Raw genomic sequence first — 22,203 nt, forward strand, 5'->3', positions numbered from 1 at the left:
GACTGCGCGCATGCCCCAAAGCACGTGCCTGCATCGCAACGAAAAAGCCTGTACCATTACGGGTTTACCATCGCCAACCAGATCCCCCCTGTAAGGCCCTGAATGTCAGATCTTTCCGCACACACACCGATGATGCAGCAGTACTGGAAGCTGAAAAACCAGCACCCGGACCAGCTGATGTTCTACCGCATGGGCGACTTCTACGAGATCTTCTACGAAGATGCGAAAAAGGCCGCGAAACTGCTGGATATCACCCTGACCGCCCGCGGTCAGTCGGCCGGCCAGTCCATCCCCATGTGCGGGATTCCGTTCCATTCGCTGGAGGGCTACCTGGCCAAGCTGGTCAAGCTCGGCGAATCGGTGGTGATCTGTGAGCAGATCGGCGACCCCGCCACCAGCAAGGGCCCGGTGGAGCGCCAGGTGGTGCGCATCATCACCCCCGGCACGGTCAGCGACGAGGCACTGCTCGACGAGCGCCGCGACAACCTGATTGCCGCACTGCTCGGTGACGAGCGACTGTTCGGCCTGGCGGTACTGGACATCACCAGCGGCAATTTCAGCGTGCAAGAAATCAAGGGCTGGGAAAACCTGCTGGCCGAACTCGAGCGCCTGAACCCGGTCGAGCTGTTGATCCCCGACGACTGGCCACGGGACCTGCCTGCGGAAAAACGCCCAGGCGCCCGCCGCCGCGCCCCCTGGGACTTCGACCGCGACTCGGCACGCAAGGCCCTGTGCCAACAGTTCGCGACCAAGGACCTCAAGGGCTTCGGCTGTGACAAGCTGACCCTGGCCATCGGTGCCGCCGGCTGCCTGCTGACCTACGCCAAGGAAACCCAGCGCACCGCGCTGCCGCACCTGCGCAGCCTGCGCCACGAGCGCCTGGACGATACGGTCATCCTCGATGGGGCCAGCCGCCGCAACCTGGAGCTGGACATCAACCTGGCCGGCGGGCGCGACAACACCCTGCAATCGGTGATCGACCGCTGCCAGACCGCCATGGCCAGCCGCCTGCTGAGCCGCTGGCTGAACCGCCCACTGCGCGACCTCAAGGTGCTGCAAGCACGCCAGGACTCGATCCGCTGCCTGCTCGACAGCTACCGCTTCGAGAAGCTGCAGCCGCAGCTGAAGGAGATTGGCGATATCGAGCGGATCCTCGCCCGTATTGGCCTGCGCAATGCCCGCCCGCGCGACCTGGCACGCCTGCGCGATGCGCTGGGCGCGTTGCCAGAGCTGCAGAACGCCATGACCGAGCTCGAAGCGCCGCACCTGGCGCGTCTGGCGGCCATTACCGGTACCTATCCGGAACTGGCCAGCCTGTTGGAGCGGGCGATCATCGATAACCCGCCGGCGGTGATCCGCGACGGCGGTGTACTGAAAGCCGGCTATGACAACGAACTGGACGAGCTGCTGGCAATCAGCGAGAACGCCGGCCAGTTCCTGATCGACCTGGAAACCCGGGAAAAGGCCCGCACCGGCCTTGCCAACCTCAAGGTCGGCTACAACCGCGTGCACGGCTACTTCATCGAACTGCCGACCAAGCAGGCCGAGCAGGCCCCGGGCGACTACATCCGCCGCCAGACCCTCAAAGGCGCCGAGCGCTTCATCACCCCGGAGCTCAAGGCGTTCGAGGACAAGGCATTGTCGGCCAAGAGCCGCGCCCTGGCCCGCGAGAAGATGCTCTACGACGCGCTGCTGGAAACCCTGATCAGCCACCTGGCACCGCTGCAGGACAGCGCCGCCGCCCTGGCCGAACTGGATGTGCTCAGCAACTTGGCCGAGCGCGCACTGAACCTCGACCTGAGCTGCCCACGCTTTGTCGACGAGCCTTGCCTGCGCATCGAGCAGGGCCGCCACCCGGTGGTGGAACAGGTACTGACCACGCCGTTCGTGGCCAACGACCTGGGCCTGGACAACAGTACGCGCATGCTGATCATCACCGGCCCTAACATGGGCGGTAAATCGACCTACATGCGCCAGACTGCGCTTATCGTGCTCCTGGCCCACATCGGTAGCTTCGTGCCGGCAGCCAGCTGCGAGCTGTCGCTGGTCGACCGCATCTTCACCCGCATCGGCTCCAGTGACGACCTGGCCGGCGGGCGCTCGACCTTCATGGTGGAGATGAGCGAGACCGCCAACATCCTGCACAACGCCACCGACCGCAGCCTGGTGCTGATGGACGAAGTGGGCCGCGGTACCAGCACCTTCGATGGCCTGTCGCTGGCCTGGGCCGCCGCCGAGCGCCTGGCCCAGCTGCGTGCCTACACACTGTTCGCCACCCACTACTTCGAACTGACCGTGCTGCCGGAGAGCGAGCCGCTGGTGGCCAACGTGCACCTGAACGCCACCGAGCACAATGAACGCATCGTGTTCCTGCACCACGTGCTACCCGGCCCTGCCAGCCAAAGCTACGGCCTGGCCGTTGCACAGCTGGCCGGCGTACCGACGGCAGTGATCCAGCGTGCTCGCGAACACCTTGGCCGGCTGGAAACCACCAGCCTGCCCCATGAGCAGCCTGCGGCCCACAAGGCCAAGGACGCGCCACAAGTGCCACACCAGAGCGACTTGTTTGCCAGCCTCCCTCATCCAGCCATCGAGAAGCTGGGCAAGCTGCAGCTGGACGACATGACCCCGCGTCAAGCTATCGAAATGCTATATCAACTAAAGAACCTGTTATAACGGCGCCCATTACAAGCTGGTAGAATCCGCCGCGGTTTGCTGGTGCTGCAGGTTATTAGCCTGGCCTGCAGCCACATACCCGTAAACCGCGCGGCCCTGAGAGGAAGGGCCGCCGCCGTCGCCTGAGGAGAGAATTAGAAATGACCTTCGTCGTCACCGACAACTGCATCAAATGCAAATACACCGACTGCGTGGAAGTCTGTCCGGTGGACTGCTTCTACGAAGGCCCGAACTTCCTGGTCATCCACCCGGACGAGTGCATCGACTGTGCCTTGTGCGAGCCGGAGTGCCCAGCGCAAGCCATCTTCTCGGAAGACGAAGTGCCTTCTGGCATGGAAAACTTCATCGAGCTGAACGCCGAGCTGGCGGAAATCTGGCCGAATATCACCGAGCGTAAGGACGCCCTGCCGGACGCTGAAGAATGGGATGGCAAGCCTGGCAAGATTGCCGACCTGGAGCGCTGATAGCGCCCAGACGCGAAAAAGGCCCTTCGGGGCCTTTTTTGTTTTCCTACGGGCAAAAAAAAGGGGCGGTTTGACCCGCCCACATTTTTTTCCGTAGTCCCTGCTTGTCCCAAACATCATCCTGATGAAATCGCTTCTTGCGATGTCCCTGGCCTTCATCCTGAAAGCCTGTGCATGTCCCTGTGCACAGTTCGAATACTAGCGGGTTCAGCCAGGCGAGCAAGCGATGGAGCTTGCAAGGTATTTCCGCGGACACATTTACTCACCGGTGAATAAACCATGCTTTTCAATGGGTTGTAAAAATTCAGCCTTTGGAAACGACTTTGATTTACTGAAGGTTGCATGGAAAGCTTACACAACGAGTAAGTAAAGGCTTACACGCGATGTTACTGGGGTAGCGCGGTACACATTTGATAGGTGTCTTGCCAGGTAGCGTCTGGGCGCCATGCGCCCCGGCAATCTGAAAGGGAAACTCGCTTTTCGCCACAAACAAAAACGCCCCGAGATCATCGGGGCGTTTTTGTTACAGGGCTAGCTACTGGAACAATGACTCGCTGGACAGACCATTCTTTTCAAGGATCTCACGCAAACGCTTCAGCCCTTCTACCTGAATCTGCCGCACCCGTTCCCGGGTCAGGCCAATCTCCAGGCCAACATCTTCGAGGGTACTGCTTTCATGCCCTCGCAGGCCGAAGCGACGCACCACCACCTCGCGCTGCTTGTCGGTCAACTCACCCAGCCACTGGTCTATGCTCTGCGACAGGTCGTCATCCTGCAGCAGTTCGCACGGGTCCGTCGGGCGGTCGTCGGTCAGGGTATCGAGCAGCGTCTTGTCCGAATCCGGGCCAAGCGACACGTCTACCGAAGACACCCGTTCGTTCAGGCCGAGCATACGCTTGACCTCGGCGACCGGCTTTTCCAGCAAGGTGGCGATTTCTTCCGGCGAGGGCTCGTGGTCGAGTTTCTGCGTCAGCTCGCGCGCGGCGCGCAGGTAGACGTTCAGTTCCTTGACCACATGGATCGGCAGGCGAATGGTGCGAGTCTGGTTCATGATCGCCCGTTCGATGGTCTGGCGAATCCACCAGGTCGCGTAGGTCGAAAAACGGAAACCACGCTCCGGGTCGAACTTTTCGACCGCACGGATCAGCCCCAGGTTGCCCTCTTCGATCAGGTCGAGCAGCGACAGGCCACGGTTCACGTAACGACGGGCAATTTTGACAACCAGGCGCAGGTTGCTTTCGATCATGCGCTTGCGGCCGGCAGGGTCACCCTTTTGCGACAAGCGCGCAAAATGCACTTCTTCTTCCGGCGAAAGCAGCGGCGAGAAACCAATCTCGTTGAGATACAGCTGGGTGGCATCGAGCGCCCTGCTGTAATCGATGTACTTGTGTTGCTTGAGCGAAGAGCCCGATTTGGCCCTCGTCCGAACCGAAGATACAGCAGGTTCGTCTGACACCACATCCGTTTCCAAAACGATACCCGTCTCCATCAGGAGGACGTCATCGTCGATGTCAAACTCCGGCACTTCTTTACTGAGAGCCATTGTTATAATCCTTTGCTGAGTTCGAACTCAGACTCGAGCGGCACCTTTCTCCCTGGCAGCGCTTGAGCCTGTCCCCTCTACATCACAGGAACAGGCCGGGTACAACGGTCAACGACGTGGCAGGAACTGGAGTGGATCGACGGGTTTGCCCTGGCGGCGAATCTCGAAATGCAGCTTCACCCGATCTGTGCCCGTAGACCCCATTTCAGCAATCGACTGCCCTGCCTTGACCTGCTGCCCCTCCCGAACCAACAGCCTGCGGTTATGACCGTAGGCACTGACGTAGGTGTCGCTGTGCTTGATGATGATCAGCTCGCCGTAGCCCCTCAAACCACTCCCGGCATAAACCACCGCACCATCAGACGCAGCAAAAACAGGCTGTCCCAAATCACCGGCGATATCAATGCCTTTATTCAAACTACCGTTTGAAGCAAATTTTCCAATCAGCACGCCATTGGCAGGCCAGGTCCAACCACCTACCGCGCGCTCTGCGGCTGGTACGGTAGCGACCACAGGGGCAGGGGCGGAAGGCGCCGACGTGGCCGGTTTGCTGGTGCTGGCAGGCGCCGTGGCAGTGCTGCCCACAGGCCGCCGCGTGACCGTGGTGCGGCTTGACGAGGACGGGCTGGACACCACCGTGGTGCGGCTGCTGGAACCGCTGCTGAAACGAATCGCTTGGCCCGGGCGGATGGTATAAGGCGCCTGAATGCCGTTGCGTGCAGCCAGCTCCTTGTAGTCCCAGCCATAACGGAAGGCGATGGAGAACAGGGTGTCGCCTGGCTTGACGATGTATTGCCCAGAAGTCACCGCCGGGCGCTTGGCCACGGTGTTGTTGCGGTCGACCACCCGCGCGCTGTTGCTGCTGGTGCTTGAGCAACCCACCAGAAGCGTGCCCATGGCCAATGCAATCACCAGAAGCTTGAAACCCGACCCGTCCTTGCGCTGCCGAATGACTGTGTGACCCACCCGCGCTCCCCTCATGGTGCCGAAAATCGATATGAAGACAAGAAATGCAATATTGTTGCAATTATAACCAAGCCAGCCAGTAATGGCAGACGGGTTCAAAAGACGGGCACAAAACCCCGGTGCACGCTGTGCGTTAGCGCTTCGCACCGCCTGATAGACAGGGCGAAGCGACAAGAATTCGCCACCGGCACAAAAATACACCGCGCCTCATGCCTGCACAGCTCAGATCAACAGGCCTCAGGCCAGAGGCCCATTGAGCAGCGGCACGAAGCGCACAGCCCCCAGTACGCGACGGGAGAATCCATGCTCCTCGCGCACGATCAGCATCAGTTGCTGCGCTTCGCCGGCCGGCCCTACCGGAATGACCATGCGTCCACCGGGTGCCAGTTGGTCGAGCAGTGCCTGTGGCACTTCCGGCGCCACGGCGGTGACGATGATGCCGTTGTACGGCGCAAGCGCCGGCCACCCCTCACAACCGTCACCCCAGCGGAATACCACGTTGCGCAGGTTAAGCTCCACCAGGCGCTCTTTGGCCCGGTCCTGCAGCACCTTGATGCGCTCTACCGAAAACACCCGCTCGACCAGCTGAGCCAGGATCGCCGTCTGGTAGCCCGAACCGGTGCCAATCTCCAGCACCTTGTCCAGCGGCCCGGCCTCGAGCAACAGCTCGCTCATGTGAGCAACCATGAACGGCTGGGAGATGGTCTGGTTGTGGCCGATCGGCAGCGCGGTGTCTTCGTATGCTCGATGCGCCAGCGCCTCGTCGACGAACAGGTGGCGCGGCGTACGACGGATCACGTCGAGCACCTTGGTGTTCGAAACCCCCTCTTCGCACAAGCGCTGTATCAGCCGCTCCCGGGTACGCTGAGAGGTCATGCCAATGCCACGCCGCAGCATATCGTCCTCGCGCATCAGAGCAGGCCCTCCAGCCATCCATCGAGCTGCTCGAAGGCATCATTGAAGGTGCGGTCGAGCTGCAATGGGGTAATTGATACGTAGCCTTGCATCACCGCGTGGAAGTCGGTGCCCGGGCCGCCGTCCTCGGCATCACCGGCCACGGCAATCCAGTAGCCTTCCTTGCCACGCGGGTTGACCACCTTGGTGGGCGCCGCCGCCCGCGCGCGGTGACCGAGACGGGTGAGCTGGATGCCACGGATGTGCTCCAGTGGCAAGTTGGGAATATTGACGTTGAGTACAGTGCGTGGCGGCAACACCAGGCGCGACTGTGCCTCGACCAGACGACGGGCGATATAGGCCGCAGTCGGCAGGTTGTCCGGCTGGCGCGACAACAGCGAGAACGCCAGCGAGGTACCGCCGAGGAAGCGGCCTTCCAGCGCCGCAGCGACCGTTCCCGAATACAGCACGTCATCGCCCAGGTTGGCACCGAGGTTGATCCCCGACACGACCATGTCCGGCGTCTGTGGCAACAGCCCATTGAGCCCCAGGTGCACGCAGTCGGTCGGCGTGCCGTTGAGGCTGATGAAGCCATTGGCCAGGGTCTGCGGATGCAGTGGCCGGTCCAGCGTCAGCGAACTGCTGGCGCCGCTCTTGTCTTGATCCGGGGCGATCACCGCGCACTCGGCATAATCCACCAGCGCAGCGTGCAGCGCGGCGATGCCAGGTGCGGTAACACCGTCGTCATTCGAAATCAGAATACGCATGGGCTGTCCGTCTGCCCTGCCGACACCAGATCCACGACTTCACGCACCACCACGGTGGCGAAGCATCCGGCCGGCAGGACGAATTCCAGTTGCAGGATATCAGGCTCGGGATAATGCCACGTCAGGCCGCCAATAGGGAGCCGCAGAATTCGCCGTTCGTGATCCATGCCCGCCTGGGCCAGCCACTGGCAAAGTGCCGGCTGACGTGCGCCGATAGCGTTTTCCAGCTGGGCAGGCGCAGCGCCAGCAGGTGAAGCGCCCTCCCCCCACATCGGGCCGGTTGGATGCAAGTCGAGAATCGCCAGGCGCGGGTCGGCACATTCCGCCTCACCCGCCGGGAAGAAACTGCGGCTGTCGGTGAACGCCAGCAGGTCCCCGACCTGGGCTCGGGCCCAGCTACCGTCAGCGACACGCGCAGCCAGCAACTGATTGAACAGGTAGCTGCGCCCGGCCGAAAGCAGCCGCGAACGCACGTTGCGCTGTTCAGGCAAAGCCTTGCGTGCGGCCCAATCGAGGGCGTCATGGACGTTGCCACCCCCGTGCCCGAAGCGCTGGGTGCCGAAATAGTTGGGCACACCTTGCTGCCTGAGCTGCTCCAGGCGCGCATCCACCGCCTGGTGATCGGCAGCCAGGGCGGTCAGGCGCAAGGTGAACCCGTTGGCCGAATGCGCGCCGCGCTGCAGTTTGCGCTGGTGACGCACCTGTTTGAGCACACGCAGGCTGGCATCCTCGGCACGCGACAGATCCGGGTCGGCCTTGCCCGGCAGGTGCAGGCTGAACCACTGGCGGGTCAGCGCCTGGCGGTCCTTCAGGCCGGCGTAGCTGATGCTGCGCACCGGCACGCCAGCGGCGCGGGCAAGGCGCCGGGCGGCTTCTTCAGTGTTCAGGTCACGCTTCTCGACCCACAGCCACAGGTGCTCGCCTTGGCCGGATAGCGGTATATCCAGAACTTCGTCAACCTGAAAGTCTTCGGCAACCGCTTTGAGGACGGCGGTGCCCAGGGGTTCGCCCGATGCGCGCGGGCCCAGCAATTCCAGTTCGGTCATGCTGGCAGCAGCAGGGCGACCGAATGCACGGCAATGCCCTCCTCGCGGCCGGTAAAGCCAAGCTTCTCTGTGGTGGTGGCCTTGACATTGACCTGGTCGAGCTCGACCTGCAGGTCTTCGGCGATCAGCTGGCGCATGGTTTCGATGTGTGGGGCCATTTTCGGTGCCTGGGCGACGATGGTGGCGTCAACGTTGCCGACCTTCCAGCCCTTGGCCTTGACGATGCCGACCACATGGCGCAGCAGCGCGCGGCTGTCAGCACCCTTGAACTGCGGGTCAGTATCAGGGAAGTGCTTGCCGATGTCGCCCAGCGCCGCAGCGCCAAGCAAGGCATCGCTCAGGGCGTGCAACAGCACATCACCGTCAGAATGGGCCAACAGGCCGTATTTGTGGGGGATACGCACCCCGCCCAGGGTAATGAAATCACCGTCGCAGAAACGGTGCACATCGTAGCCGTGGCCAATACGCATAAAAAAAACGCCCTGAATGAGTCAGGGCGTGATTCTACCTGCTTTGCTGCGGGTTTGGCGGCTTTTGGACCAGGGTGTTACACCCGCCCCAGTGCCACCGCATGATGGCGCAGGTGCTCCTCGATGAAGCTGGCAATGAAGTAGTAGCTATGGTCATAACCCGGCTGCATACGCAGGGTCATTGCATGGCCACCTTTGCGTGCCGCCTGTTCCAGCGCTTCAGGCTTGAGTTGCTTCTCGAGGAAGTCGTCACGGTCGCCCTGATCCACCAGCAACGGCGGGCATTGGCCTGCCGGGGTTTCGGCCAGCAGCACGCTGGCATCCCACTCACGCCAGCGCCCACGGTCTTCACCCAGGTAGCGGCTGAAGGCTTTCTCGCCCCACGGACAATCCATCGGATTGCTGATTGGCGAGAATGCCGACACCGAGCGGTAGCGCCCCGGATTGCGCAAGGCGCACACCAACGCGCCATGCCCACCCATGGAGTGGCCGCTGATGCTGCGCTCGCCCGACGCTGGGAAGTGGGCCTCGATCAGGGCTGGCAACTCCTCCACCACATAGTCGTGCATGCGGTAGTGCTGGGCCCAGGGTTGCTGGGTGGCGTTGAGGTAGAAGCCAGCACCCAGGCCGAAGTCCCAGGCGCCGTCCGGATCGCCCGGCACCTGCTCGCCACGCGGGCTGGTATCGGGGGCAACGATGATCAGGCCCAGCTCGGCGGCCAGACGCTGGGCGCCGGCCTTCTGCATGAAGTTCTCGTCGGTGCAGGTGAGGCCGCTGAGCCAGTAAAGCACCGGCAGCTTTTCGCCCTGCTCGGCCTGCGGTGGCAGGTACACGGCGAACACCATATCGCAACCCAGCACCTTGGAATGATGCCGGTAACGCTTGTGCCAGCCGCCGAAGCTCTTCTGGCAGGAGATGTTATCCAGGCTCATGGCAGACCTCAGAAGTGGATCACGCTACGGATGCTCTTGCCTTCATGCATCAGGTCGAAGGCCTTGTTGATGTCTTCCAGCCCCATCGTGTGGGTGATGAAGGTGTCCAGCGGGATCTCGCCTTTCTCGGACATTTCCACGTAGCTCGGCAGTTCGCTGCGGCCACGCACCCCGCCGAACGCCGAACCACGCCAGACCCGACCGGTAACCAGCTGGAACGGACGCGTGGAAATTTCCTGGCCGGCACCGGCCACACCGATGATCACCGACTCACCCCAGCCCTTGTGGCAGCATTCCAGGGCGGCGCGCATCAGCTGAACGTTGCCGATGCACTCGAAGGAGAAGTCCACGCCACCATCGGTGAGGTCGACGATCACTTCCTGGATCGGGCGATCGTAGTCTTTCGGGTTGATGCAATCAGTGGCACCCAGTTGGCGGGCGATTTCGAACTTGGCCGGGTTGATGTCGATGGCGATGATACGCGAGGCCTTGGCCTTGACCGCACCGATCACGGCCGACAGGCCGATGCCACCGAGGCCGAAGATGGCCACGGTATCACCTGGCTTGACCTTGGCAGTGTTGAGTACCGCGCCGATACCGGTGGTGACGCCGCAGCCCAGCAGGCAGACCTTTTCCAGTGGTGCTTCTTTCTGGATCTTGGCCACGGAAATTTCCGGCAGCACGGTGTATTCGGAGAACGTCGAGGTGCCCATGTAGTGGAACAGTTGCTGGCCCTTGTACGAGAAGCGCGTGGTGCCGTCCGGCATCAGGCCCTTGCCCTGGGTGGCGCGGATGGCCTGGCACAGGTTGGTCTTGCCCGAGAGGCAGAACTTGCACTTGCCGCATTCTGGGGTGTACAGCGGGATGACGTGGTCACCCACGGCGACCGAGGTCACCCCCTCGCCCACCGCTTCGACGATGGCACCGCCTTCGTGGCCGAGGATCGATGGGAAGATCCCTTCCGGGTCAGCACCGGACAGGGTATAGGCATCGGTGTGGCAGACACCGCTGGCGACCACGCGCAGCAGCACTTCACCGGCTTTTGGCATGGCCACGTCGACTTCGACGATTTCCAGGGGTTTCTTGGCTTCGAAGGCAACGGCAGCACGGGACTTGATCATCAAAGGTCTCCAGACAGTGGATCGATTCAGTCTTGCAGTGTAATTCAGCGCCATTTGATTAATAATCAGGCCAAAGACAAAACATTATTGCCATACAGGGATAATCGATGAGCAGCCGATGGGAAGGCATCGACGAATTTGTCGCCGTGGCCGAATCGGGCCAGTTCACTGCCGCCGCCGAACGCCTGGGGGTTTCCTCATCGCACATCAGCCGGCAGATCGCCCGGCTGGAGGACCGCCTGCAAACGCGCCTGCTGTATCGCAGTACCCGCCGGGTAACCCTCAGCGAAGCCGGGCAGACCTTCCTGCAGCATTGCCAACGCTTGCAGGATGGCCGCGAGGAAGCGCTGCGCGCCATGGGCGACCTGGCCAGCGAACCCAAGGGCTTGTTGCGCATGACGTGCGCCGTGGCCTACGGCGAGCGCTTCATCGTGCCGTTGGTGACGCGATTCATGGCGCTGTACCCGCAGCTGCGCGTGGATGTGGAGCTGAGCAACCACACCCTCGACCTGCTGCATGAAGGCATGGACCTGGCCATCCGCCTGGGCCGCCTGGCCGACTCTCGCTTGGTGGCTACCCGCCTGGCGCCAAGGCGCATGTACCTGTGCGCCTCGCCGGCCTATCTTGAGCGCTATGGCCGGCCACACAGCCTGTCGGAGCTGGCGCGGCACAATTGCCTGGTGGGGAGTTCGGACTTGTGGGCGCTACAGCAGGATGGCCGTGAGATCAGCCAGCGGGTACAGGGTAACTGGCGCTGCAACAGTGGCCAGGCAGTGCTGGATGCGGCGCTGCAAGGGATCGGGTTGTGCCAGTTGCCGGATTACTACGTGCTGGAACACCTGAACAGTGGTGCGCTGGTGTCTCTGCTGGAGGCGCACCAACCGCCGAATACGGCGGTGTGGGCGCTGTATCCGCAGCAGAGGCACCTGTCGCCGAAGGTACGCCGGCTGGTGGATTACCTGAAGGAGGGGTTGGCAGGGTTGCCGGAGTATCGTTTCGGCTGACGGGATGTGCTGCATGTACTGGCCTCTTCGCGGGTGAACCCGCTCCTACGACGGCCTGTGCCCAACCACCGATGCGTATGTAGGAGCGGGTTTACCCGCGAATACGGCGGCGGCGCCAACGGTGAACGGCGGGTGAAGATTGGCCAGCAGGCCCGGCCCTTTCGCGGGTGAACCCGCTCCTACGATGGCCTGTGCCCAACCACCGATGCGTATGTAGGAGCGGGTTTACCCGCGAATACGGCGGCGGCGTCAACGGTGAACGGCGGTTGGAAATTGGCCGCCCCAGTAGAACGCTCAGCGTTTACCCGCCCAGCGCTGGCGCAACCATTCGAGATCTTCGGGCCGGGTTACCTTTATGTTGTCACTGCGCCCTTCCACCAGCCGCGGCGCCTGACCGGACCATTCGATGGCCGAGGCTTCATCGGTCACCACCACATCCGACACCAGGCACTCAGCCAGCGCCCGGTGCAACGCTCCAAGGCGGAACATCTGCGGTGTGTACGCCTGCCAGATCGTGCTGCGGTCCACGGTAGCACTCACCCGGCCATGGCTGTCGGCACGCTTGAGGGTATCGCGCGCCGGCACCGCCAGCAGGCCACCCACCGGGTCGTCCGCCAGCTCCGACAACAGCTTGTCCAGGTCGCTGCGTGCCAGGTTCGGCCGCGCAGCATCGTGCACCAGCACCCAGTCGCTGTCCCCCGCCCCCTGGGCATGCAGCACCAGCAAGGCGTTAAGCACCGAGTCAGCGCGTTCACGCCCGCCCGCCGCGCACTGGATGCGTGGGTCGCTGGCGTAGCGCAGGCCAGGCCAGTACGGGTCATCTTCGGCAATGCTGACCACCACGCCCTTAAGCGCCGGGTGGCCAAGAAAACAGTCGAGGCTGTGCTCGAGAAGGGTCTGCCCAGCCAGCTCCAGGTATTGCTTGGGGCGGTCGGCAGCCATGCGGGCACCTACACCCGCCGCAGGAATCACGGCCCAGAAGGCCGGCAAGGTATCGATCATTTCTGTGGCAACTGGAAGAGGGTTTCGCCCTCTTTGACCATCCCCAATTCGTGGCGGGCCCGTTCTTCAACGGTCTCCATGCCTTTTTTCAGCTCTAGCACTTCAGCATCGAGCACACGATTACGCTCGAGCAAGCGCTCGTTTTCGGCATGCTGATCGGCAATCTGCTGCTTCAGTTCGGTCACTTGCGCCAGGCTGCCGTTACCCACCCACAGGCGGTACTGCAGGCCACCCAACAGCAAGAGCAGAACGAGGAACAACCAATAGGGACTGCGCATCACGTTATCCAGGTTAAAAAGGCTGCCGCGTTTTTACTTCGGGGCCTCGAATAGCACGAAGCCTGGCCGAGGCCAGGCTTCGTCGACAGAAACCCGTTAGTACGTAGGAAAGTTCAGTACGAACGTTCCTACAACTTCGGCTGCTGCCTTTTTACCATCTCTTGCTTAGCCGCGAAACTCGGCACGACCGCGGTAAACCGCTTTGGCGCCCAGTTGCTCTTCGATGCGCAGCAGCTGGTTGTACTTGGAAACGCGGTCGGAACGGCACAGCGAGCCGGTCTTGATCTGGCCAGCAGCAGTACCCACAGCCAGGTCGGCAATGGTCGAGTCTTCGGTTTCACCGGAACGGTGCGAGATCACTGCAGTGTAACCAGCAGCCTTGGCCATCTGGATGGCTTCCAGGGTTTCGGTCAGCGAGCCGATCTGGTTGAACTTGATCAGGATCGAGTTACCGATGCCTTTCTCGATGCCTTCCTTGAGGATCTTGGTGTTGGTCACGAACAGGTCGTCACCGACCAGCTGGACTTTTTCACCGATCTTGTCAGTGAGGATTTTCCAGCCAGCCCAGTCGGACTCGTCCAGGCCGTCTTCGATCGAAATGATCGGGAAACGCTCGGTCAGGCCTTTCAGGTAGTCGGCGAAGCCTTCGGCGTCGAACGACTTGCCTTCGCCGGACAGGTTGTACTTGCCGTCTTCGTAGAATTCAGAAGCCGCGCAGTCCAGGGCCAGGGTCACGTCGGTGCCCAGCTTGTAGCCGGCTTTTTCGACAGCTTCAGCGATGGCGCCCAGGGCGTCTTCGTTGGATGCCAGGTTCGGGGCGAAACCACCTTCATCACCTACGGCGGTGTTCAGGCCACGGGCCTTCAGGACGGCCTTGAGGTGGTGGAAGATTTCGGTACCCATGCGCAGGCCGTCAGAGAAGGTCTTGGCGCCAACCGGCTGAACCATGAACTCCTGGATGTCGACGTTGTTGTCGGCGTGCTCGCCACCGTTGATGATGTTCATCATCGGAACCGGCATCGAGTACTGGCCCGGGGTGCCGTTCAGGTTGGCGATGTGCGCGTACAGCGGCAGGTCCTGGTCCTGGGCAGCAGCTTTGGCGGCAGCCAGGGAAACAGCCAGGATGGCGTTGGCGCCCAGCTTGGCCTTGTTCTCGGTACCGTCCAGTTCAATCATGGCGCGGTCCAGCGCCTTCTGGTCGGAAGGATCCTTGCCCAGCAGCAGGTCACGGATCGGGCCGTTGATGTTGGCGACGGCCTTCAGCACGCCCTTGCCCAGGTAACGGCTCTTGTCGCCATCACGCAGCTCCAGCGCTTCGCGCGAGCCGGTAGAAGCACCGGACGGCGCGCAAGCGCTGCCGATGATGCCGTTGTCGAGCAGTACATCGGCTTCCACAGTGGGGTTGCCACGCGAATCGAGAACTTCACGACCTTTGATGTCGACGATTTTTGCCATTGTTGTAAGCACTCCAGAATTTGACGAAAACAACTTAGCTTAGGAAATTCTTGCCGTTCACCAGGCGAACTTGCTTTGGGCAGGCCTGATGAAGGGAGCCCCTGACCGACTGGTCAGGGGTGGATCGGGCGGTACTTTACCCGAGAAATGAGCTTTACGCGGTTTCTACCGTCGGAAAACTTTTCACCAGGTCGTCCAATTGCTTGAGCTGGACCAGGAACGGCTCCAGTTTATCCAGGCGCAAGGCGCATGGGCCATCGCACTTGGCGTTGTCCGGATCGGGGTGGGCTTCGAGGAAAAGCCCGGCCAGGCCCTGGCTCATGCCGGCCTTGGCCAGGTCAGTGACCTGGGCACGACGGCCGCCGGCGGAATCGGCGCGGCCACCCGGCATCTGCAGGGCGTGGGTCACGTCGAAGAACACCGGGTAGTCGAACTGCTTCATGATGCCGAAGCCCAGCATGTCGACCACCAGGTTGTTGTAGCCGAAGCTCGAACCACGCTCGCAGAGTATCAACTGGTCGTTACCGGCTTCTTCGCACTTGGCCAGGATGTGTTTCATTTCCTGAGGTGCGAGGAACTGAGCCTTCTTGATGTTGATCACCACGCCGGTCTTGGCCATGGCCACTACCAAGTCAGTCTGCCGCGACAGGAAAGCCGGCAACTGGATGATGTCGCATACCTTGGCGACGGGCTCGGCCTGGTAAGGCTCGTGCACGTCGGTGATCACCGGCACGTTGAAGGTGCGCTTGATCTCTTCGAAGATCTTCAGCCCCTCTTCCATGCCAGGGCCACGGTAGGACGTTACCGACGAACGGTTGGCCTTGTCGAAGCTGGCCTTGAACACGTACGGGATACCGAGCTTCTCGGTAACCCGCACGTACTCTTCGCAGACCTTCATCGCCAGGTCACGGGACTCCAGAACATTCATGCCGCCGAACAGGACGAAAGGCTTGTCGTTGGCGATTTCGATGTTACCGACGCGGATGATCTTCTGGGTCATCGATCAGGCCTTGTTCTTCTGAGCCAGGGCTGCCTTGACGAAGCCGCTGAACAGCGGGTGGCCGTCACGCGGCGTCGAAGTGAACTCCGGGTGGAACTGGCAAGCGACGAACCATGGGTGGTCCTTGGACTCGACCACTTCCACCAGCGCGCCGTCTTCGGAACGGCCGGAAACCACCAGACCAGCTTCCACCAGTTGTGGCAGCAGGTTGTTGTTCACTTCGTAGCGGTGACGGTGACGCTCGGTGATCACGTCCTTGCCGTAGCAGTCGTGCACCTTGGAACCGGCAGCCAGCTGGCAGTCCTGTGCGCCCAGGCGCATGGTGCCGCCCAGGTCGGAAGCCTCGTCGCGGGTCTCGACGGCACCGGTGGCATCGGCCCACTCGGTGATCAGGCCGACCACTGGGTGGCCGCTGTTACGGTCGAACTCGGTGGAGTTGGCGTCTTTCCAGCCCATCACGTTACGGGCGAATTCGATGACGGCCACCTGCATGCCCAGGCAGATACCCAGGTACGGCACCTTGTTCTCACGGGCGTATTGCACCGCGGTGATCTTGCCTTCCACACCGCGCAGGCCGAAACCGCCCGGTACCAGGATGGCATCGGCGCCTTCAAGCAGGCTGGTGCCCTGGTTCTCGATGTCTTCCGAATCGATGTAGCGCAGGTTGACCTTGGTCCGGTTGGTGATGCCGGCGTGGCTCATCGCTTCGATCAGCGACTTGTACGCATCCAGCAGCTCCATGTACTTGCCGACCATGGCGATGGTCACTTCGTGCTCCGGGTTGAGCTTGGCATCAACCACCTTGTCCCACTCGGACAGGTCGGCACCATTGCACTGCAGGCCGAAGCGCTCGACGACGAAGTCGTCCAGGCCCTGAGCATGCAGTACGCCCGGGATCTTGTAGATGGTGTCGACGTCTTCCAGCGAAATCACCGCACGCTCTTCAACGTTGGTGAACAGCGCGATCTTGCGACGCGACGAAGCATCCACCGGGTGGTCGGAACGGCAAATCAGCACGTCAGGCTGCAGGCCGATGGAGCGCAGCTCCTTGACCGAGTGCTGGGTCGGCTTGGTCTTGGTTTCGCCAGCGGTGGCGATGTACGGGACCAGGGTCAGGTGCATCAGCATGGCACGCTTGGAGCCCACTTCGACACGCAGCTGGCGAATCGCCTCGAGGAACGGCTGCGACTCGATATCACCCACGGTACCGCCGATTTCCACCAGGGCCACGTCGGCATCGCCGGCACCCTTGATGATGCGACGCTTGATTTCGTCGGTGATGTGCGGGATGACCTGGATGGTCGCGCCCAGGTAATCACCACGACGCTCTTTACGCAGCACGTGCTCGTAGATACGGCCAGTGGTGAAGTTGTTGTTCTGGGTCATGGTGGTGCGGATGAACCGCTCGTAGTGCCCCAGGTCGAGGTCGGTCTCGGCGCCATCGTGGGTGACAAAAACTTCACCGTGCTGGAACGGGCTCATGGTGCCCGGGTCGACGTTGATGTACGGATCCAGCTTGAGCATGGTGACCTTCAGGCCCCGCGCTTCCAGGATGGCCGCCAGGGAAGCCGAGGCAATGCCTTTCCCCAATGAAGAAACAACACCGCCCGTGACGAATATGTAGCGCGTCATGAAAAACCCTAGAAGTCTGCGTTAAGGCGGCCAGCGCCGCCGGAGAAAGCGAAGGAAGGCCGAAGCCCCCGATCACCTGCGTCAATCACAGTGCATCTCGAAAAACTGCCGCGTCTGTACAGCCAGGGTATACCCGGCATGGCGTTCGCTCGTCATTTCCAGAATCAGCTCGGCAAAAAACTGCTTGGTAATCGGCAACTCCTGTGTTTTCGCGGAACCCACAGAAGTTGTATCAAGAAGGGAGGGTAGTCTACCGGAATGTACCCTTCAGCTCAAACCTTGCGCGTTCGTCGGTAACTGCCAGTGCAGTTGGCAATCCGCCTGCACCAGCCCGGGCAGGTTGGCCACCGCCAGCAGGCATTCGCCGTGATACAGCAACGGCAGGCGCGAGCGCAGGAAATGCGGCACCTGCTGTTCGTTGAGCAGGCGCTTGAGGTCCCGCCGACCACGGCCGGGAACCTCCAGCATTTCCCCCCCCTGACGGTAGGCAATGCGCAACCCGCTCGGCACGGCTGCGCCAACAAGACGCACGCAACCATTGCCCGGCAACCGCAACGGCCCATCAGGGTCGGGCCAGGCCAGCGAGCCAGCCGGTTGCTGTAGCCAATCACCGCTCAACCACCAGATGCGCCCGTGGCTACGCACCAACCGTCCATCGGCAAGCCGCCAGACTGGCCGGGCATCGGCACCGGCATCGCGCAGGTCTGCCCAGCCGGCCCAGTGCCGGGTATCGGGCAAACGGGTGCGCTGGCTAAGCCAGTACTGCAAGGCATTGCGCTGACGGGCCGGCGATAACGCCAGCAGGGCGGCCAGGTCGAGGGAATCCAGCCCCGGCCAGGCGAGAGGCGCCCCTTTGCGCGCAAGCGCCAGATCCTCCTGGGCCAGCTCGTCCAGCAAACCCAGCGCCTCGCCCAGATGCTCTGCTGCACGGGCGAAGTTCTGGCTGGCCTGTGGCCAACGTTGCTGCAACTGCGGCATCACTTCGCCGCGCAGGTAGTTGCGGGCGAATTGTGTGTCGACGTTTGACGGGTCTTCGATCCAGGTCAGCCCTTGGGCTTGGGCATAATCCTGCAAATGTTGCCGGGAACAGGCCAGTAACGGCCTGACCAGGCTGCCCTGCCCCAGCGCCCGCTGCCCCGGCATTGCCGCCAGGCCACGCAGGCCGGCGCCGCGCAACAGGCGGAATAGCAGGGTCTCGGCCTGGTCGTCGCGGTGCTGGCCGGTGAACAGGATATCGCCCGGGCCGAGCACTTGCCTGAAGGCGGCATAGCGGGCCTCTCGGGCCGCCTGTTCCAGGCTGGCGCCAGGGGAGACCTGGACGTGGATGACCTGGAGTTCAACGTCGAAATTGTCGCAGATGGCTTGGCAGTGGGTGGGCCAGGCGTCGGCAGCGGCTTGCAGGCCGTGGTGGATATGGATGGCGCGCAGCGGGGGGGAGGCGTGGTTGCGGGCGTATTCGGCCAGCAGGTGCAGGAGGACGGTGGAATCGAGGCCGCCGGAGAAGGCGACGTGCCAGGTGGGGGCGTTGAGCCAAGGAGTGAGGTTGATCATCTAGCCCTCGCTCGATTCAAGAAAGCATTCGCGGGCATGCCCGCGCCCACATGTACGGCGCAAGCCTCAAGGGCAGCGCAACCTGTAGGAGCGGGTTTACCCGCGAACACCGGCGAAGCCGGTGCCATCAATCACAAGGGCCGCAAAACGGCCCCAGGGCTAATCAGAATCAGAGGCCGTAGCTCATCAGGCGCTCGTAACGACGGGCCAACAGCGCATCGTTGTCGAACTTGCCGAGCATGTCCAGCTGCTGCACCAGATCGGCACGGATGCTTTCGGACATCTTGGCCGGGTCACGGTGGGCGCCGCCCAGCGGCTCCTGGATGACCTTGTCGACAATGTTCAGGCTCTTCAGACGCTCGGCGGTGATGCCCATGGCCTCGGCCGCGTCTGCTGCTTTATCGGCCGTTTTCCACAGAATCGAAGCACAGCCTTCCGGCGAGATAACCGAGTAGGTGGAGTACTGCAGCATGTTCAGTTGGTCGCACACGCCAATGGCCAGTGCCCCACCGGAACCACCCTCACCGATCACGGTAGCGATGATCGGGGTTTTCAGGCGTGCCATGACCCGCAGGTTCCAGGCGATGGCTTCACTCTGGTTGCGCTCTTCGGCGTCGATACCCGGGTAGGCGCCCGGTGTGTCGATGAAGGTCAGGATCGGCATCTTGAAGCGTTCGGCCATTTCCATCAGGCGACAGGCCTTGCGGTAACCTTCCGGGCGCGGCATGCCGAAGTTGCGACGCACTTTCTCGCGCACTTCACGGCCCTTCTGGTGGCCAATGACCATGACCGGCTTGCCGTCCAGACGCGCAGTACCACCCACGATGGCGGCGTCGTCAGAGAAGTGACGGTCCCCGTGCAGCTCTTCGAACTCGGTGAAGATGTGCTCCAGGTAGTCCAAGGTGTATGGACGACGCGGGTGACGGGCCAGGCGGGCGATCTGCCAGCTGGTCAGGTTGCCGAAGATGCTTTCGGTCAGGGTGTTGCTCTTGTCTTGCAGACGGGCAATTTCATCGCTGATGTTCAGCGAGTTGTCGTTGCCCACCAGGCGCAGGCCTTCGATCTTGGCTTGCAGGTCGGCAATCGGCTGTTCGAAGTCGAGGAAATTCGGGTTCATAGTCATCCGTCTTGGGTCTACGGCCAGGCGGCCGGCCGGTTGATCCGTTTGGCGCCATACCTTAAGGGATCAGGCGCATTCAGGTCGAGATTAAATTTTTGTCGGTTCAACGATATTGCAGGAAGACGTTCTCACGCCCGAACTGGTCACGCAGCGCCTGAATCAGCCCATCGGCCGGATCGATCGCCCACTGCTCGCCAAACTGCAGCATGGCCTTGGCGTCGCTGCCGGTGTACTCCAGCGTGATCGGGCAGGCACCGCGATGGCGGGTGATCAGCTCGCCCAGCCACTTCAGCCGGTCGCCCTTCAGTGCGTCATGCGCCACCTTCAGGCGCAGGCTCTCGGCCAGCTTGGTGCGTGCGTCTTCCATGGTCATCACCTGCTTCACCCGCAGGCGCAAGCCCCCGGAGAAGTCGTCATTGCTGACCTCGCCTTCCACCACCACCATCGCATCGGTCTGCAGCAAGGACTGTGCCGCCATGAAGGCATCGGCAAACAGCGATGCCTCGATCCGCCCGGAACGGTCATCCAGGGTGACGAAGCCCATCTTGTCGCCCTTCTTGTTCTTCATCACCCGCAGCGCAATGATCATGCCCGCGATGGTCTGGGTTTCGCGCGACGGCTTGAGGTCGACGATGCGCTGGCGGGCGAAGCGGCGGATCTCGGTCTCGTACTCGTCGATCGGGTGGCCGGTGAGGTACAGGCCAAGGGTGTCTTTCTCCCCCTTCAGACGCTCCTTGAGGGTGAGCTCGCGCACCTTGCGGTGGTTGGCATACACATCGACATCTGCCGCGTCGAACATGCTGCCGAACAGGTCGACATGGCCACTGTCAGCGGTGTGTGCGGCCTGCTCGGCTGCCTTGATGGCCTCGCCCAGCGCCGACAGCAAGGTTGCCCGGTTGATGTCGATATTGGCGTGGTAGGCCTTGATCTCGTCATGGAAGTGCGGGCCAAGGCGGTCCAGCGCGCCACTGCGCACCAGCGCATCAAGGGTACGCTTGTTGACCCGCTTGAGGTCGATGCGTTCACAGAAATCGAACAGGTCCTTGAACGGACCGCCTTGGGCACGGGCCTCGACAATCGCCTCCACAGGGCCTTCGCCGACACCTTTGATGGCACCAAGGCCATAGACGATACGGCCGTCGTTGTTGACGGTAAACTTGAAGTCCGAGAAGTTCACATCCGGCGCGTCGAGGCGCAGCTTCATGCTGCGCACCTCCTCCACCAGCACCACCACCTTGTCGGTGTTGTGCATATCCGCCGACAGGACCGCGGCCATGAACGGCGCCGGGTAGTGGGTTTTCAGCCAGGCGGTCTGGTACGACACCAGGCCATAGGCGGCGGAGTGGGATTTGTTGAAGCCGTAGCCCGCGAACTTCTCTACCAGGTCGAAGATGTTACCGGCGAGGTCCGCATCGATATTGTTGGCTACGCAACCTTCGATGAAACCACCGCGCTGCTTGGCCATTTCCTCGGGCTTTTTCTTACCCATGGCCCGGCGCAGCATGTCGGCGCCACCCAGGGTATAACCTGCCATCACCTGGGCGATCTGCATCACCTGTTCCTGGTACAGGATGATGCCGTAGGTTGGCGCCAGTACCGGCTTGAGGCCTTCGTACTGGTAGTCGGAGTGCGGGTAGGCCAGCTCGGCGCGGCCGTGCTTGCGGTTGATGAAGTCGTCCACCATGCCCGATTGCAGCGGGCCCGGGCGGAACAACGCAACCAGTGCGATCAGGTCTTCCAGGCAGTCGGGCTTGAGCTTCTTGATCAGCTCCTTCATGCCGCGCGATTCAAGCTGGAACACCGCCGTGGTTTCGGCCTTCTGCAGCAGCTCGTAGGTCTTGCGGTCGTCCAGCGGGATGAAGTCGATGTTGAGGTCGGGCAGGTTCTTCTTGGCCTGCTCGCGGTTGATGATCTCCATCGCCCACTTGATGATGGTCAAGGTACGCAGGCCGAGGAAGTCGAACTTCACCAGGCCGGCGGCCTCGACGTCATCCTTGTCGAACTGGGTTACCAGGCCACCACCCTCTTCATCACAGGCGATCGGCGAAAAGTCGGTGAGCTTGGTCGGTGCGATAACCACACCACCGGCGTGCTTGCCGGTACCCCGGGTCACACCCTCCAGCTTCAGGGCCATGTCCCAGATTTCACGGGCGTCTTCGTCGCCCTTGAGGAAGTCACGCAGGATTTCTTCCTGCTCGTAGGCCTTCTCCAGGGTCATGCCCACTTCGAAGGGGATCATCTTCGACAGGCGGTCGGCCAGGCCATAGGATTTGCCTTGCACT

General features: G+C 62.1%; 19 protein-coding genes. 3 read left to right on the forward strand and 16 right to left on the reverse strand.

Features of this window, described 5'->3' with window-relative positions:
• Window positions 1-102: 102 nt before the first annotated feature.
• Together mutS and fdxA are read left to right on the forward strand one after the other, a co-directional pair.
• A complete protein-coding gene (mutS, locus tag BJQ17_RS15275) occupies window positions 103-2,676 on the forward strand; it encodes a DNA mismatch repair protein MutS (RefSeq protein ID WP_003252357.1) in 2,574 nt (857 codons plus the stop codon).
• 140 nt (window positions 2,677-2,816) lie between these two features.
• Window positions 2,817-3,140: a ferredoxin FdxA gene (gene fdxA / locus BJQ17_RS15280; protein ID WP_003252355.1), complete on the forward strand. Its 324-nt coding sequence runs from the start codon at window positions 2,817-2,819 to the stop codon at window positions 3,138-3,140.
• Window positions 3,141-3,675: 535 nt separating this feature from the next.
• On the opposite strand, the gene rpoS is transcribed toward fdxA, so the two are convergent.
• From rpoS to BJQ17_RS15320, 8 genes are all read right to left on the reverse strand, one after another.
• Window positions 3,676-4,683, reverse strand: coding sequence for an RNA polymerase sigma factor RpoS (gene rpoS, locus BJQ17_RS15285; RefSeq protein ID WP_003252351.1), 1,008 nt, complete (start codon window positions 4,681-4,683; stop codon window positions 3,676-3,678).
• Between the two features lie 108 nt (window positions 4,684-4,791).
• Window positions 4,792-5,649, reverse strand: coding sequence for a peptidoglycan DD-metalloendopeptidase family protein (locus tag BJQ17_RS15290; protein WP_070096284.1), 858 nt, complete (start codon window positions 5,647-5,649; stop codon window positions 4,792-4,794).
• Window positions 5,650-5,886: 237 nt separating this feature from the next.
• On the reverse strand, window positions 5,887-6,525 hold the full coding sequence (locus tag BJQ17_RS15295; protein ID WP_003252348.1) for a protein-L-isoaspartate(D-aspartate) O-methyltransferase: 639 nt from the start codon (window positions 6,523-6,525) through the stop codon (window positions 5,887-5,889).
• 35 nt (window positions 6,526-6,560) lie between these two features.
• Entirely contained in the window at window positions 6,561-7,310 is a 750-nt protein-coding gene (gene surE / locus BJQ17_RS15300; protein WP_003252346.1) for a 5'/3'-nucleotidase SurE, read from the reverse strand.
• On the reverse strand, window positions 7,298-8,356 hold the full coding sequence (gene truD, locus BJQ17_RS15305) for a tRNA pseudouridine(13) synthase TruD (RefSeq protein ID WP_003252344.1): 1,059 nt from the start codon (window positions 8,354-8,356) through the stop codon (window positions 7,298-7,300). The genes surE and truD overlap by 13 nt, the downstream gene beginning before the upstream one ends.
• The gene (ispF, locus tag BJQ17_RS15310) at window positions 8,353-8,826 is read right to left on the reverse strand and encodes a 2-C-methyl-D-erythritol 2,4-cyclodiphosphate synthase (RefSeq protein WP_003252342.1); all 474 of its coding nucleotides are present in this window, start codon (window positions 8,824-8,826) and stop codon (window positions 8,353-8,355) included. Before ispF ends, truD begins: the two co-directional genes overlap by 4 nt.
• Window positions 8,827-8,903: 77 nt before the next feature.
• The gene (gene fghA / locus BJQ17_RS15315) at window positions 8,904-9,758 is read right to left on the reverse strand and encodes an S-formylglutathione hydrolase (protein ID WP_003252340.1); all 855 of its coding nucleotides are present in this window, start codon (window positions 9,756-9,758) and stop codon (window positions 8,904-8,906) included.
• 8 nt (window positions 9,759-9,766) lie between these two features.
• Entirely contained in the window at window positions 9,767-10,879 is a 1,113-nt protein-coding gene (locus BJQ17_RS15320; RefSeq protein WP_003252338.1) for an S-(hydroxymethyl)glutathione dehydrogenase/class III alcohol dehydrogenase, read from the reverse strand.
• A 107-nt stretch (window positions 10,880-10,986) separates the two neighbouring features.
• Here BJQ17_RS15320 and BJQ17_RS15325 point away from each other — a divergent pair, with 107 nt between their 5' ends.
• Window positions 10,987-11,883: a LysR substrate-binding domain-containing protein gene (locus BJQ17_RS15325; protein WP_003252336.1), complete on the forward strand. Its 897-nt coding sequence runs from the start codon at window positions 10,987-10,989 to the stop codon at window positions 11,881-11,883.
• A gap of 294 nt (window positions 11,884-12,177) precedes the next feature.
• Here the strand turns inward: BJQ17_RS15325 and ispD are convergent, their stop codons facing one another.
• From ispD to dnaE, 8 genes are all read right to left on the reverse strand, one after another.
• Entirely contained in the window at window positions 12,178-12,885 is a 708-nt protein-coding gene (gene ispD / locus BJQ17_RS15330; RefSeq protein WP_003252335.1) for a 2-C-methyl-D-erythritol 4-phosphate cytidylyltransferase, read from the reverse strand.
• Window positions 12,882-13,163: a cell division protein FtsB gene (gene ftsB, locus BJQ17_RS15335; protein ID WP_004576849.1), complete on the reverse strand. Its 282-nt coding sequence runs from the start codon at window positions 13,161-13,163 to the stop codon at window positions 12,882-12,884. Before ftsB ends, ispD begins: the two co-directional genes overlap by 4 nt.
• 165 nt (window positions 13,164-13,328) lie before the next feature.
• Window positions 13,329-14,618 (reverse strand): phosphopyruvate hydratase, encoded by a 1,290-nt coding sequence (gene eno, locus BJQ17_RS15340; protein ID WP_003252333.1) that lies wholly within the window; start codon window positions 14,616-14,618, stop codon window positions 13,329-13,331.
• Window positions 14,619-14,772: 154 nt separating this feature from the next.
• Complete coding sequence (gene kdsA / locus BJQ17_RS15345; RefSeq protein WP_003252332.1) at window positions 14,773-15,618, reverse strand: 3-deoxy-8-phosphooctulonate synthase; 846 nt, start codon at window positions 15,616-15,618, stop codon at window positions 14,773-14,775.
• 3 nt (window positions 15,619-15,621) lie between these two features.
• On the reverse strand, window positions 15,622-17,250 hold the full coding sequence (locus BJQ17_RS15350; protein WP_003252329.1) for a CTP synthase: 1,629 nt from the start codon (window positions 17,248-17,250) through the stop codon (window positions 15,622-15,624).
• Between the two features lie 267 nt (window positions 17,251-17,517).
• Complete coding sequence (gene tilS, locus BJQ17_RS15355) at window positions 17,518-18,801, reverse strand: tRNA lysidine(34) synthetase TilS (protein WP_054888938.1); 1,284 nt, start codon at window positions 18,799-18,801, stop codon at window positions 17,518-17,520.
• A 169-nt stretch (window positions 18,802-18,970) separates the two neighbouring features.
• A complete protein-coding gene (locus BJQ17_RS15360) occupies window positions 18,971-19,918 on the reverse strand; it encodes an acetyl-CoA carboxylase carboxyltransferase subunit alpha (RefSeq protein ID WP_003252323.1) in 948 nt (315 codons plus the stop codon).
• 106 nt (window positions 19,919-20,024) lie between these two features.
• Window positions 20,025-22,203: DNA polymerase III subunit alpha (gene dnaE / locus BJQ17_RS15365; protein WP_139139787.1), on the reverse strand; the 2,179-nt coding region annotated here is incomplete at its 5' end.

The organism is Pseudomonas sp. NBRC 111139 (assembly GCF_001753955.1).
GTDB lineage: Bacteria > Pseudomonadota > Gammaproteobacteria > Pseudomonadales > Pseudomonadaceae > Aquipseudomonas > Aquipseudomonas alloputida.